Genomic DNA, 12,740 nt, shown 5'->3' with positions numbered 1-12,740 from the left:
GAGATGCTGCCGAGGAGAGAGACGGCATCAATAGAGGATCTGGTCTCTCGTGAAGGCTTTCAAAGCCCCGAACAGCACGCTTGGAAATCTCAATGCCGAGGCGGCAGCAACCTTGATCGCGGCAGCTGCCGACGTGTCGCTTATCCTGGACGAAGTCGGCGTGATCCGCGACATGGCCTTTCACAGCGACGATCTGGCGCGCGAGCTCGAAGGGGCCACGAGCTGGATCGGCCGCCGTTGGGGCGAGACGGTCACGGCGGAAAGCCGCGCCAAGGTGGACAGCGCGCTGCGCGACGCGGTGGCGCGGGCGACGCCGCGTTGGCGCCACATCAACCATGCCGCGCCCTCGGGCGAACCAGTCCCCATCCTGTACTCCGTCGTCTGGACCGGGACCGAGGGCCAGCCGGGCCGCGTGGTGGCGTTCGGCCGCGACCTGCGGGCCATCTCCAACCTGCAGCAGCGCCTGGTCGACGCCCAGCAGGCGATGGAGCGCGACTATTCCCGCCTGCGCCATGCCGAGATGCGCTACCGGCTGCTCTTCGAGCTGTCCTCGGAAGCGGTGATGATCGTGGACGCGCTGTCGCAGCGGGTCACCGAGGCCAACCCAGCCGCGCGCGAGCTGTTCGGCGAGACGGCGAAGCGCCTGCCCGGCCGCGGCTTCGGCGAGCTGTTCGACGCCGAGAGCGGCCCGCTCGTGCGCGAGCTGCTGTCCGGCGTGCGGGCCTCCGGCCGGGCGGACGAGATGCAGGCGCGGCTGGGCGAGCAGGACCGCGACGTGCTGGTCCGCGCCTCCCTGTTCCGCCAGGAAAGCTCCGCCTTCTTCCTGATCCGCCTCGTCCTCGTCGCCGAGGAGGCGGAAACGCCGCAGTCGCGCAGCCGCGCCCGCCTGCTCACGCTGGTCGAGCACGCCCCGGACGGCTTCGTCGTGACCTCCCCCGACGGGCGGGTCCTGGCCGCCAATGCCGCCTTCCTCGACATGGCGCAGCTCGCCACCGAGGACCGCGCGCGCGGCGAGCCGCTCGAGCGCTGGCTCGGACGGCCCGGCATCGAGACGGAAGTCCTGCTGGCCAATCTGCGCCAGCACGGCTCGGTGCGCCTGTTCGCCACCCATCTGCGCGGCGAGTACGGCGCCGATTCCGAGGTCGAGGTCTCCGCCATCGCGGTGCCGAACGGCGGCAGCACCTGCTACGGCTTCGCCATCCGCAACATCAGTCACCGCCTGGCCGATACCAAGCCGGGCCGCGAGCTGCCACGCTCGGTCGAACAGCTCACCGAGCTGGTCGGGCGGGTCTCGCTGAAGGACCTGGTGCGCGAGACCACCGACGTCATCGAGCGCCTGTGTATCGAAGCGGCGCTGGAGATGACCAACGACAACCGTGCGTCGGCGGCCGAGATGCTCGGCCTCAGCCGGCAAAGCCTGTATTCGAAGCTGCGCCGGTACGGTCTCGGCGAGCTCGATGCCGAGAGCGGAAACGAAGAATGAGCGAACAAACCGTCACAGCACGCCCGGCCATGCCGGCAGCCCTCGAGGTGCTGCATCCCATCACCTGGTTCGCGCCCATGTGGGCGTTCGGGTGCGGCGTGGTCTCCTCGGGCCTGTCGACCTCGGGGAAATGGCCGGAGATCATCGCCGGCGTGGTGCTGGCCGGGCCGCTGATGACGGCCACCAGCCAGGTGGTCAATGACTGGTACGACCGGCACGTCGACGCGATCAACGAGCCGAACCGCCCGATCCCCTCCGGCCGCATTCCCGGGAACTGGGGCTTCTACATGGCGCTGGGCTGGAGCGCGGTCTCGCTGGCGCTGGCCGCCTGGATCGGCACCTTCGTGCTGATCGCCGCCTCGCTCGGCATGGTGCTTGCCTGGATCTACAGCGCGCCGCCACTGCGGCTGAAGCAGAACGGCTGGTGGGGCAATGCCGCGGTCGGCGGCTGCTACGAGGGCCTGCCCTGGATCACCGGGGCGGCGGTCATGGCCGGGGGCGTGCCGGACTGGCGGGTGTTCCTGCTGGCGTTCCTCTACAGCGCCGGCGCGCACGGCATCATGACGCTGAACGACTTCAAGTCGGTCGAGGGCGACCGCAAGATGGGGCTCGCGTCGCTGCCGGTGCAGCTCGGCGTCGAGCGCGCGGCGAAGCTCGCCTGCGTGGTCATGGCGGTGCCGCAGGCGGTGGTGATCGCGCTGCTGCTCGGCTGGGACCGCCCGGTGCATGCCGCCGTCGTCGGCCTGCTGGTGCTCGCGCAGGGCTTCCTGATGGCGCGCTGGCTGCAGCAGCCGCGCGAGCGCGCGCCCTGGTACAACGCCACCGGCACGACGCTGTATGTGATCGGCATGCAGATCAGCGCCTGGGCGGTCGGCCCGCTGGTGGCCGCCGCATCATGAGCCCGCGCCCGATCGGCTGGCTCGGCATCGTCCGGCTCGGCTGCGTGCAGGCCGCGCTGGGCGCCATCGTGGTGCTGTGCACCTCCACCATGAACCGGGTCATGGTGGTGGAACTGGCCCTGCCCGCCATCCTGCCCGGCGCACTGGTGGCGCTGCACTATATCCTGCAGGTGCTGCGGCCGCGACTGGGCTACGGCTCGGATGTCGGCGGGCGGCGCACCCCCTGGATCATCGGCGGCATGGTGCTGCTGGCAGGCGGCGGCGTGCTGGCATCCCTCGCCACGGCCTGGATGGGCGGGCATCCGGCTTCCGCCATCGCATTGGCGTTGCTCGCCTATACGCTGATCGGCATTGGCGTGGGCGCCTCCGGCACCTCGCTGCTGGTGCTGCTGGCCAAGCGCGTGGCCCCGGCACGGCGCCCGGCCGCGGCCACCATCGTCTGGCTGATGATGATCGCCGGCATCGCCATCACCGCCGGCGTCGCCGGCAAGCTGCTGCACCCGTTTTCCGCGGAACGGCTGGTCGAAATCACCGCCGCCGTCGGCCTGCTCTCCGTCGTCATGACCGCGCTGGCGGTGTGGGGCATGGAAGGCACGCCCGAACGGGTCGAGGCCGCGGCGCCGGCGGCCCCGCAGCCGCCGTTCCGGGTGGCCTTCGCGCAGGTCTGGGCCGAGAAGCAGGTCCGCCATTTCGCCATGCTGGTGTTCATTTCCATGCTCGCCTACAGCGCGCAGGAACTGATCATCGAGCCTTTTGCCGGGGCGGTGTTCCACCTGCCGCCCGGCGCATCGACCCAGCTCGTCGGCGTGCAGCATGGCGGCGTGCTGCTGGGGATGATCCTGCTGGCGCTGGCCGGCGCCGCCTCGGCGCGCTGGCATGTCGGCTCGTTACGTCTGTGGATGGCGGTCGGCTGCTTCGGCTCCGCCATCGGCCTGCTGGCGATGTCGGGCGCGGGCTCGGTCGGGCCTGACTGGCCGCTCGCCACCTCGTTCTTCCTGCTCGGCGTGGCCAACGGCTTCTTCTGCGCCGCCGCCATCGGCTCGATGATGCAGCTCGCCGGCAGCGGGCGGGAATCGCGCGAAGGCGTGCGGATGGGGCTGTGGGGGGCGGCGCAAGCATTGGCCTTCGGCCTCGGCGGCCTGTTCGGCAGCGGCGCGGTTGACCTGGCGCGGCTGCTGCTGGGCTCCCCGCTGGCCGCCTACAGCGTGGTGTTCATGGCCCAGGCGGCGCTGTTCCTGTTCGCCGGCCTGCTGGCCATGCGGGTCGGCCAACCCTCCGCAACCCGGGGCGAAGTGGAAATGTCGGTCGCGGGCGACGCCGGGGTCGTCCGCGCGCGCGGATAAATGGTGGAAACGATGGCTGAACTCGAAACCTTTGACGTCGTGGTGGTCGGTGGTGGCCCCGCGGGTGCGACGGCGGCGACTGATCTCGCCCGCCATGGCCGCTCGGTGCTGCTGCTTGACAAGGCCGGCCGCATCAAGCCCTGCGGCGGCGCGGTGCCGCCGCGGCTGATCCGGGACTTCGAGATCCCCGATCACCTGATCTGCGCCCACATCACCTCGGCGCGCATCATCTCGCCGACCGACCGCCACGTCGACATGCCGATCGACGGCGGCTTCGTCGGCATGGTCAACCGCGACGTCTTCGACGAGTGGCTGCGCGAACGCGCGCGGGACGCCGGCGCGGTGCGCCGCAGCGGCAGCTTCGAGGATATCCAGCGGGAGTCCGACGGCACCGCCGTGGTGCTGTACCGGCCCAAGGGCGCCGCGCCCGACTCCCCACCGGAACGCGTGCGCGCCCGTACCATTATCGGCGCGGATGGCGCCAATTCCACGGTGGCGCGGCACCACGTGCCCGATGCCGGGCGCGCGCCCTTCGTCTTCGCCTACCACGAGATCATCCGCACGCCGACCAAGGCCGAGGCGCCGAATTTCGACGGCACGCGTTGCGACGTCTATTACCGGGGCACGCTCTCGCCGGATTTCTACGGCTGGATCTTCCCGCACGGCGACACCACCAGCATCGGCACCGGCAGCATGCACAAGGGCTTCTCGCTGCGCGAGGCCGTGGGCGAGCTGCGCCGCGCCGCCGGGCTCGAACACGCCGAGACCCTGCGCCACGAAGGCGCGCCGATCCCGCTGCGGCCGCTGAAGCGCTGGGACAACGGCCGCGATATCGTGCTCGCCGGTGATGCCGCGGGCGTGGTGGCACCGGCCTCGGGCGAAGGCATCTTCTACGCCATGACCGGCGGACGGGTGGCGGCGGAAGCGGTGCAGACCTTCCTGGTCACCGGCGACGCCACGTCCCTGAAACTTGCCCGCAAGCACTTCATGGCCGATCACGGGCGCGTGTTCTGGGTGCTGGAGAAGATGCAGAACTACTGGTACTCGAACGACAAGCGCCGCGAACGCTTCGTCTCGATCTGCGGCGATCGCGACGTGCAGCAGATCACCTGGGATGCCTACATGAACAAGCGGCTGGTGCGCAGCCGGCCGTTCGCGCATGCGCGGATCTTCTTCAAGAATATCGCGCACCTGACGGGGCTGGTGCCGGCCTGAAGAAAGCAAGGCCAGGGCTCTGCCCTGGACCCGGCAGGGGCCATAAGGCCCCTGCACCCCGAGTGCGCTGCGCGGCAAGGAATGGGTTCCAAGGGCTTTGCCCTTGGCAGAGGTCCAGGAGGCGGAGCCTCCTGGTGGGGCGCGGGGCAACGCCCCGCCGACACTTCCGAACCCGCAAAAAAGGGCCTGAGAAGACGCGGAAGCGTCCTCTCAGGCCCCTTTGTTCAGTGTGGCCTTCCCTTACGGAAGCGGCTGCGGATTCGCCGACAGGCTGCGCAGCCAGGCGATCACGTTGGCGCGCTGCTTGGCGTCGGGGATACCGGCGAAGGCCATCTTGTTGCCCGGCACGTATTCGGAAGGCTTGGCCAGCCAGTGGTTCAGGTCTTCGTAGGTCCAGGTACCGCCCTTGGACTTCATGCCTTCGGAATAGGCAAAGCCGGTCATATGGGCCTTGGGACCGCCGACCACGTTATAGAGGTTGGGTCCGACCACGGCGCGGCCACCTTCGTTGACGGTGTGGCAGATCGTGCAGATGGTCTTGGCGTAGGTCTCGCCGGCCTTGGCGTCGGCGGTGGCCAGCAGCGGCGCGATCGGCGGCAGCCCGCCCGCGTCGGCCGGGGCGGCGGCTTCCTTCACCTCGGGCAGCGGCTTCGGGTCATGCGAGAGGCTGCGCAGCCAGACGATGACATCGGCGCGCTGCTCCGGCTTGGAGATGCCGCCGAAGGCCATCTTGGTGCCGGGCACGACATCGGCCGGCTTGGCCAGCCACGCATCGAGCGCCTCGTAGGTCCACTCGCCGCCCTTGGCCTTCAGGCCGTCGGAATAGGCGAAGCCCTGCATGTGCGCGCGCGGGCCGCCGACGACGTCGTACAGGTTGGGGCCGACACCGGCCTTCCCGCCTTCGTCGAAGGTGTGGCAGATGCCGCAGGCGAGCTTGCCGAACATCGCGCCGGCCGTTGGATTCGCTTTCGCAAGCAAGGCGGGAAGCGAAGGCTGGGCTTCCTGCTTCGCGGCCGGGGGCGGTGGCGGAGCAGGCGGCTCGATCTTGATTGCCGGTTCTTTCAGGGTCCTGGGGCGAACAAGCAGATCCCCAACCAGGCCCGTGGTGAGAAACGCGATGCCGGAGACCAGGATCGCGGCGAGGCCCTTATTTATATCGCGAGTGTCCATGAAGTGCTCTGTCGGCCCAGGTATGAACGAAAATCCCCGCACGGCAGCGTGGTGCCGGCAGGCTCGGGGCTTCATTGCACTTTAGGGAAGCGGCCGCAACCGTCCAATCAGGTCAGCCTGACGCTTCGCGCAGGGATTGTCAGGCCGGGCTGGCATTGCACGGCATGGGAATGCGCGGAACTTGCGGAAGCCGCAGCATCAGAGCGGGAAATCGGCAAGCTCTCTTGCTTGTGACAGGCGCTGCCCGTCTCATGGGTCCACCGCACGTGACAGCAGGCCATGCGTCCTCAGGTAATGCCGGAACTGGTGGTAAGTCAGGCCCAGACGCTGCGCCGCGATCTTCTGGTTGAACCGCGCCTCCTCCAGCGCCTGCCGCAGCAAGGTGGCCTCATAGGCGCGGACACGACCGGTGAAATCGTCCGCCAGCGCCTCCGGCCGTGCCGCAGGCGGGGCGGCCGGAGGCGCATCCTCCGCCGCCGGGCGATACGGCGAGGCAAAAGGATCGAGGATGATCCTGCGCAGCGGTTTCCCGGGCTGGGTCATGCGCGAAACACTGCGCTCGACCACGTTGCGCAGCTCACGCACGTTGCCGGGCCAGGCATGGTCAAGCAGCGCCTGCAGCGCCGGCGCGGCAAAGCCGGCGAAGTAATCGCGCTTCAGCTCGCTTGTCATTCTGGTTGCGAAATACTCAGCAAGCAGCGGGATGTCGTCGCGGCGCTCGCGCAGCGGCGGCACCGTGACCACGTCGAAGGCAAGCCGGTCGAGCAGGTCGGCGCGGAACTTCCCGGCGGCGACCCGCGCCGGCAGGTCGACATTGGTGGCGGCGATCACCCGCACATCGACCTGATGGGTCTCGTTGCCGCCCACCCTTTCGAAGCTTCCGTACTCGATCACCCGAAGCACCTTTTCCTGTACGGCAAACGTGGCATTGGCGATCTCGTCGAGGAACAGGGTGCCGGTATCGGCCAGTTCGAAGCGGCCGATGCGGCGGCGGGTCGCGCCGGTGAAGGCCCCTGCCTCGTGCCCGAACAATTCGCTGTCGAGCAGGCTCTCGCTGAGGGCGGCGCAGTTCAGCTTGACGAAAGGCCGGTCCCAGCGGGCGGAGAGGAAATTCAACCGGCTTGCGACCAGCTCCTTGCCGGTGCCGCGTTCGCCCACGACCAGCACGGGTCGATCGAGCGGTGCCACCTGGGAGAGATGGGCGAGCATCGCCTGGAACGGCGCCGAGGACCCGATCGGGGTCGGCGGCGACGGGGTCGGATCGGGAGACATCACCATTCTTGGCAAATTCTGCCATTAAGTGGCCAAATTTGCCAACTTCCCCCAGCACTGCCCACCAAGCCCTTCGCAAACACCCCTCTTTTCAGTCTGTTATCCGATCGACGCCGCTGGCACGCCCCCTGCAATACCTGGCGCAACGGGTCCGCACCGGGCCCCGGCCACCATCGGGGAAACATGCCGTGGGAATCTTCTCGCGCCTGACCGACATCGTGAATTCCAACATCAATGCGATCCTCGCCCGCGCCGAGGACCCGGAGAAAATCATCCGCCTGATCATCCAGGAAATGGAGGACACCCTCGTCGAGGTGCGCAGCTCCGCCGTCCGCACCATCGCCGAAAAGAAGGAACTGGAGCGCCGGGCCGAACAACTTCGGCGCGAACAGGAGGAATGGCAGCGCAAGGCCGAACTCGCCCTCATCCGCAACCGCGAGGACCTCGCCCGCGGCGCGTTGCATGCCAAGGCCCGGGTCGGCCAGGCGCTGGCGACGATCGAGCAGCAACTGCCGCAGATCGTCGAGGGGCTGGCCAGGCAGAACGACGACATCGCCAAGCTGCAGGCCAAGCTCGCCGACGCCAAGGCCCGCGAGCGCACCCTGGTGGCCCGTCACAACACCGCCACCACCCGGCTGAAAGTTCGCACGCGGCTGTATGATGAACGCATCACCGATGCCTTCGCCCGCTTCGAGCAGGTAGAGCGCACGCTCGACGAGATGGAAGGCCGGGTCGAGGCCTTCGACCTCGGGCGCAAGAAGGACCTGCATACGGAACTCGCCGACCTGGAGGCCGATGCGGGCGTTGACGACGAGCTCAGGCAGTTGAAGGCCCGCCTGGGCAACCACATGCCGCCGGCCGGACGATAAGGACCCTCGATGAGCGGAGGTGAAGTGTTCCTCGGCCTGATCTTCCTGGTGGTGGTCGCGCCGATCTGGATCTTCGCGCATTACAGCACGCGCTGGCGCGCCGCCCGGATGCTGTCGAAGGACGACGAGCGCGCGCTCGCCGAGATCTGGGACAGCACGCGCCGCATGGAGGCCCGCATCGAGAACCTGGAGCGGATCCTCGATGCCCAGGCGCCGGGCTGGCGCCGCATGGCGGGAGAATGACGACGATGGACGGTTCGTCGGAGAACCCGTTCCGGCTGTACCGGAACACGGACACGCGCTGGATCGCCGGTGTCTGCGCCGGGATCGCCGACTACCTGGGAGTCGGGCCCGGCCTGGTTCGCGTGATCGCCGTGGCCTGCCTGGCGCTGTTCTTCGTCCCCACGGCGCTCGGCTACGTGGTGCTGGCCCTGGTGCTACGCCCCCGCCCGGCGGCGCTGTTCCGTGACCGGGGGGAAGAGGCGTTCTGGCGGGGCGTGGCGACCGACCCGCCAGAGACCGTGCAGGCGCTGCGCCGCAAGTTCCGTGACCTCGACGAGCGGATCATGCGGATGGAAACCCTGGTCACATCCGAGGAGTTCGAGCTGCGCCGCGGCTTCCGCGACCTCGGGCGCTGAGGCGTTCCGCCCGGTCAGACGCCTGCGTGCAGACCTGCACGACTGCGCGCAGGCAAGCCCGCCTCCGCCGCCAGCGCGGCGGAGGCCCGCGCGATGGCCGCATCGAAGCTCGCCAGCAGATCGGCGTGGGTCACGGCATCGTTCATCCGCTCGATCGACTCGAAGCCCTGCGCCCGGGCCAGCGTGGCCAGCGCGGTAGCGGCATCGAGCCTGGAGCGCCGCCCGAAGCGCGCCCCCACCGCTTCCAGCGCGGCGATGACGCAGCGACGATGGCCGATGACGTAGGTGCCCTGTGCCCAATCCCGCTCGTCGGCGATCAGGCTGCGTGCGGCCCGCAGGATCGTGAGCGTCGCCAGCGGCTCGGGACGGTTCGAGGCATTGCGCCGCATCCGCGCGATCCGGTCGCGGATCGCCTGCAGCACCGGGGGCAGGAACGGGGGAACCACCGGGCATGGGCCGGCTCCGGCCGGCACGCCGACCGCGTCGAACGGCATTGCATCCTCCCTTATCGGATCATTGTGGCCGGGCAGATGGGGACGGGACCGGCGGACTGCACGCCGCCGTGCCATATGCCGGGGGCCTGATCCGCCCTTTCCCCGTCCCGTGCCGGTCAAAAGACCGTATGAAGGGATGAAGATTTCGGCTTCAGACCGGATGCATGTCAGCAACATTATGACATAAAATTGAACAAGGCCCTGTTCAACCCCGGGGATCGTCGCCGTGCCGTTGACCCGTCGCCATACCATCGCGTCGCTTGCCGCCATTGCCGGCCCGCTTGGAGCACCGCTGGCAGCCCATGCCAGGCCACAGGTCACGCATCTGGACATCGGCAGCCAGCCTGACACGCGCGACTTCGAGGCCGTCCTGCAGCGCGGCAACCTGCGCCTGCTGGTGCCGTACAGCCGCACCCTGTTCACCGAGGACCGCGGCAACTTCCACGGCCTGCTCGCCACCGGCGCGGAGGCGCTCGAGGACTGGCTGCGGGAGCGCTATCCCGCTGTCCGCAAGACGTTGATCGTCTCGCTTCACCCCGTCTCCCGCGACCGGTTGCTCCCCGACCTGATCGCCGGCCATGGCGACATCGCCGCCGGCGAGATCACCGTCACCCCGGAGCGTGAATCGCTGGTCGCCTTCAGCATCCCGACCCGCGTCGGCGTGCGCGAGATCGTGCTCACTCAGGCCGGCGAGACGCCGATGGCCGCGCCCGAGGACCTGTCCGGACGACGCATCGCCGCCTGCCCCGGCACCACCCCCTACGAAAGCGTGCGTGCGCTCAATGACCGCTTGCAGACGGCCGGACGTGCGCCCGCGGTACTGCTCGACCTCCCCGCCACACTGGAGGCCGAGGACATGATGGAGATGCTCTCCGCCGGGCTGCTGCCGGCGATCCCCGCCGAAACCTGGATGTTCGAGGCGTGGAAGCGGGTCATTCCGGGCCTGATGGCGCATCCTTCGGTCGTGCTGCGCACCGATGCGCGCCTGGCCTGCGCGGTGCGCCCCGGCAATCCCCGGCTGCTGGAGGTCCTCAATGCCTTTCTTCTGAGCGTTTCCGGCTCGCTGGACTCGCTCTATTCGCGCGAGCGCGCCATCGTGCAGGAAGTGGTCCACCTGCATGCCGCCACCACGCCGGCCGAATTGCAGAAATTCAACGCCACGCTGGCCCTGTTCCAGCGCTACGCCCCGGAATACGGCTTCGATGAGCTGATGCTGCTGGCACAGGGCTACCAGGAATCGAAGCTCGACCAGACCTTGCGCAGTTCCGCCGGCGCGATCGGCCTGATGCAGTTGCTGCCGGCCACGGGGGCCGCCATGAAGGTGGGCGATATCCGCGAGCCCGGCCCGAACGTGCATGCCGGGGCGAAGTACCTGCGCCAGTTGCTCGACGTGTATCTTTCCGATGCCAGCTTCGACGAACAGAACCGGACGCTGTTCGCCTTCGCCTGTTACAACGCCGGGCCGAACCGGATTGCCCGGCTGCGCCGGGAAGCGGAGCAGGAAGGGCTGGACCCCAATCTCTGGTTCGACCATGTCGAGCGGATCGCCGCCCGGCGCATCGGCCAGGAAACCGTGCGCTACGTCCGCAACATCTACAAATACTATATCGGCTATCGCCTGGTGCTGGAGCGTCGCCAGACCACGGACGCCACGCGGGCCCGGTTCTCACCGCCGCAATAGCCGCACGCCGCGGAGCCGCCGGAACACGCTTGCCATAGGGTAGCCCCCTATTCTACCTTTTCCATGACGACGGAGCGGGAACCGGCCGATGACCCACACGATCCGTGAGAAGGCCAAGTTGCTCGCCCGGGTGCGCCGCATCCGCGGCCAGGTCGAGGCGATCGAGCGCGCCCTGGAATCCGAAGCCGGCTGCGAGAAAGTCATGCACCTCATCGCCAGCACCCGCGCCGCCATGGCCGGGCTGATGGCCGAGGTGCTCGAGGACCACGTGCGCGTGCATCTGGTCGACCCGGAAAAATACCCGGACGCCCTGAACCCGGATGGCGTCGGGCAGTTGCTCGACGTCATCCGCACCTATCTGAAATGAGGACGTCGCCATGAACGGCCAGGAGACCGCGTCCTTCGTCCACACCCACCATTTCCTCGGCACCGGCCACGCCCGGGCGGAACGCCGGACCTGGGCGGTCATCGCGCTGTGCAGCGGCATGATGGTCGCCGAAATCGTCGGCGGCATGGTGTTCGGCTCCATCGCCCTGGAAGCGGATGGCTGGCACATGGCCACGCACGCGGGCGCGCTGCTGCTCGCGGCCCTGGCCTATCGCTACGCCCGCAGATGGGACGGCGACGCACGCTTCAGCTTCGGCACCGGCAAGTTCGGCGACCTCGCCGGCTTCGCCAGCGCCATCGTGCTGGCGATGATCGCCGCGTTCATCGGCTATGAGTCCGTGCTGCGCGCCATCGCACCGGTGGCGATCGACTTCGACGAGGCGCTGGCCATTGCCGTGCTCGGCCTGCTGGTGAACGTGGCCAGCGTATGGCTGCTGGGCGGCCACGGACACGACCACCCTCATGGCCATCACCACGGCCACGCTCATTCCCATGGCCATGCGGATGAAGATGAACACCGCCTCGCCCTGGCGCAGGGGGCGGCGCGGCTTGGGATCCACGAGGACGGGATCTCGGCCCGGTTCCGTCTCTGCCTGGAGAATGCACCGCGGCCGGTGAGCGTGGCCATCACGACCGAACGTCCCGACGGCGGGCGCCAGTCCTTCCCCCTGGTGGATCGCGGCGCCTACCTGGAAAGCACCGGGGATATCCCGGAACCGCACGAGTTCATCGCCCGTGTCCGGATCGAGGCGGATGGGCGGACCAGCGAGCACAACATCGTTTTTGCCGAACACGACCACGCCGCGCATGAGCACACCCACGCCGCATCGCACCGCGACAACAACCTGCGCGCGGCCATCGTCCATGTCCTGGCCGATGCCGCCGTCTCGGTGCTGGTCATCATTGGCCTGCTGCTCGGTCGCACGCTGGGCTGGATCTGGCTGGACCCGATGATGGGCGTCGTCGGCGCCACGGTGATCGCCATCTGGTCCTGGGGCCTGCTGCGCGATGCCGGCGCCGTGCTGCTCGACATGACCCCGGACCACGAAACGGCCGCCCGGATCCGGAAGGCGATCGAAGCCAGCGGCGACCGGGTGACCGACCTGCATCTGTGGCGGCTCGGCCCCGGGCATCTGGGCGCCATCCTGTCGGTGGCGACGCAGCACCCCCGCGAGCCAGGCTTCTATCGCGAGCGTCTGGGCGGTTTCCCCGCCCTCTCGCACGTCACCGTCGAGGTCAACCGGATCGCCGCCCCGCTGCGGGATGCCGCCTGAAGCCGCGGGAGCGGC

13 protein-coding genes are annotated in these 12,740 nt (G+C 68.8%); 10 read left to right on the top strand and 3 right to left on the bottom strand.

Going from position 1 to position 12,740, the window contains the following annotated elements; all coding sequences use genetic code 11:
* Window positions 1–49 precede the first annotated feature (49 nt).
* Genes ppsR through NBY65_RS11275 form a run of 4 tightly spaced genes read left to right on the top strand, consistent with a single transcriptional unit; the run spans window position 50 to window position 4,940 of the window.
* The gene (ppsR, locus tag NBY65_RS11290) at window positions 50–1,483 is read left to right on the top strand and encodes a transcriptional regulator PpsR (RefSeq protein WP_150040138.1); all 1,434 of its coding nucleotides are present in this window, start codon (window positions 50–52) and stop codon (window positions 1,481–1,483) included.
* Window positions 1,480–2,382 carry a chlorophyll synthase ChlG gene (gene chlG, locus NBY65_RS11285; RefSeq protein WP_150040139.1) on the top strand — a complete coding sequence of 301 codons (903 nt, stop codon included), beginning with the start codon at window positions 1,480–1,482 and terminating at the stop codon, window positions 2,380–2,382. Before ppsR ends, chlG begins: the two co-directional genes overlap by 4 nt.
* Complete coding sequence (locus NBY65_RS11280) at window positions 2,379–3,725, top strand: BCD family MFS transporter (RefSeq protein ID WP_150040140.1); 1,347 nt, start codon at window positions 2,379–2,381, stop codon at window positions 3,723–3,725. The genes chlG and NBY65_RS11280 overlap by 4 nt, the downstream gene beginning before the upstream one ends.
* 12 nt (window positions 3,726–3,737) lie before the next feature.
* Window positions 3,738–4,940: a geranylgeranyl diphosphate reductase gene (locus NBY65_RS11275; protein ID WP_150040141.1), complete on the top strand. Its 1,203-nt coding sequence runs from the start codon at window positions 3,738–3,740 to the stop codon at window positions 4,938–4,940.
* Between the two features lie 240 nt (window positions 4,941–5,180).
* On the opposite strand, the gene NBY65_RS11270 is transcribed toward NBY65_RS11275, so the two are convergent.
* Entirely contained in the window at window positions 5,181–6,110 is a 930-nt protein-coding gene (locus NBY65_RS11270) for a c-type cytochrome (RefSeq protein WP_162530481.1), read from the bottom strand.
* 249 nt (window positions 6,111–6,359) lie between these two features.
* On the bottom strand, window positions 6,360–7,388 hold the full coding sequence (gene pspF, locus NBY65_RS11265) for a phage shock protein operon transcriptional activator (protein ID WP_239002735.1): 1,029 nt from the start codon (window positions 7,386–7,388) through the stop codon (window positions 6,360–6,362).
* Window positions 7,389–7,570: 182 nt separating this feature from the next.
* Between pspF and pspA the strand changes: the two genes are divergently transcribed.
* From pspA to pspC, 3 genes are read left to right on the top strand one after another with little or no spacing between them, the layout of a single operon-like run.
* A complete protein-coding gene (gene pspA / locus NBY65_RS11260; protein WP_150040143.1) occupies window positions 7,571–8,251 on the top strand; it encodes a phage shock protein PspA in 681 nt (226 codons plus the stop codon).
* A gap of 9 nt (window positions 8,252–8,260) precedes the next feature.
* Window positions 8,261–8,494 (top strand): envelope stress response membrane protein PspB, encoded by a 234-nt coding sequence (pspB, locus tag NBY65_RS11255; protein WP_150040144.1) that lies wholly within the window; start codon window positions 8,261–8,263, stop codon window positions 8,492–8,494.
* Window positions 8,495–8,499: 5 nt separating this feature from the next.
* A complete protein-coding gene (gene pspC, locus NBY65_RS11250; protein WP_162530482.1) occupies window positions 8,500–8,889 on the top strand; it encodes an envelope stress response membrane protein PspC in 390 nt (129 codons plus the stop codon).
* A gap of 14 nt (window positions 8,890–8,903) precedes the next feature.
* On the opposite strand, the gene NBY65_RS11245 is transcribed toward pspC, so the two are convergent.
* Window positions 8,904–9,383 (bottom strand): hypothetical protein, encoded by a 480-nt coding sequence (locus tag NBY65_RS11245; RefSeq protein ID WP_150040146.1) that lies wholly within the window; start codon window positions 9,381–9,383, stop codon window positions 8,904–8,906.
* A 226-nt stretch (window positions 9,384–9,609) separates the two neighbouring features.
* On the opposite strand from NBY65_RS11245, the gene NBY65_RS11240 reads away from it, so the two are divergent.
* The 3 genes from NBY65_RS11240 (at window position 9,610) to dmeF (ending at window position 12,725) form a co-directional block, all read left to right on the top strand.
* Window positions 9,610–11,064, top strand: a complete 1,455-nt coding sequence (locus NBY65_RS11240) for an MltF family protein (protein WP_150040147.1) — start codon at window positions 9,610–9,612, stop codon at window positions 11,062–11,064.
* Between the two features lie 88 nt (window positions 11,065–11,152).
* Complete coding sequence (locus NBY65_RS11235) at window positions 11,153–11,431, top strand: metal/formaldehyde-sensitive transcriptional repressor (RefSeq protein WP_150040148.1); 279 nt, start codon at window positions 11,153–11,155, stop codon at window positions 11,429–11,431.
* Window positions 11,432–11,441: 10 nt separating this feature from the next.
* Window positions 11,442–12,725 carry a CDF family Co(II)/Ni(II) efflux transporter DmeF gene (gene dmeF, locus NBY65_RS11230; RefSeq protein WP_150040149.1) on the top strand — a complete coding sequence of 428 codons (1,284 nt, stop codon included), beginning with the start codon at window positions 11,442–11,444 and terminating at the stop codon, window positions 12,723–12,725.
* Window positions 12,726–12,740 lie beyond the last annotated feature (15 nt).

The organism is Rhodovastum atsumiense (assembly GCF_937425535.1).
In the GTDB taxonomy this organism is placed as follows: domain Bacteria; phylum Pseudomonadota; class Alphaproteobacteria; order Acetobacterales; family Acetobacteraceae; genus Rhodovastum; species Rhodovastum atsumiense.
The sequence above is the reverse complement of the archived record's forward strand: the minus strand, read 5'-3'. Positions and strand labels throughout refer to the sequence as shown.

Excerpts from the sequence above, each read along its gene's own strand:
- pspC (WP_162530482.1), top strand. The coding sequence starts at position 8,500 with ATGGACGGTTCGTCGGAGAACCCGTTCCGGCTGTACCGGAACACGGAC.
- NBY65_RS11245 (WP_150040146.1), bottom strand. The coding sequence starts at position 9,383 with ATGCCGTTCGACGCGGTCGGCGTGCCGGCCGGAGCCGGCCCATGCCCG.
- chlG (WP_150040139.1), top strand. The coding sequence starts at position 1,480 with ATGAGCGAACAAACCGTCACAGCACGCCCGGCCATGCCGGCAGCCCTC.
- pspB (WP_150040144.1), top strand. The coding sequence starts at position 8,261 with ATGAGCGGAGGTGAAGTGTTCCTCGGCCTGATCTTCCTGGTGGTGGTC.
- NBY65_RS11280 (WP_150040140.1), top strand. The coding sequence starts at position 2,379 with ATGAGCCCGCGCCCGATCGGCTGGCTCGGCATCGTCCGGCTCGGCTGC.
- NBY65_RS11275 (WP_150040141.1), top strand. The coding sequence starts at position 3,738 with ATGGCTGAACTCGAAACCTTTGACGTCGTGGTGGTCGGTGGTGGCCCC.
- NBY65_RS11235 (WP_150040148.1), top strand. The coding sequence starts at position 11,153 with ATGACCCACACGATCCGTGAGAAGGCCAAGTTGCTCGCCCGGGTGCGC.
- dmeF (WP_150040149.1), top strand. The coding sequence starts at position 11,442 with ATGAACGGCCAGGAGACCGCGTCCTTCGTCCACACCCACCATTTCCTC.
- pspF (WP_239002735.1), bottom strand. The coding sequence starts at position 7,388 with ATGGTGATGTCTCCCGATCCGACCCCGTCGCCGCCGACCCCGATCGGG.
- NBY65_RS11270 (WP_162530481.1), bottom strand. The coding sequence starts at position 6,110 with ATGGACACTCGCGATATAAATAAGGGCCTCGCCGCGATCCTGGTCTCC.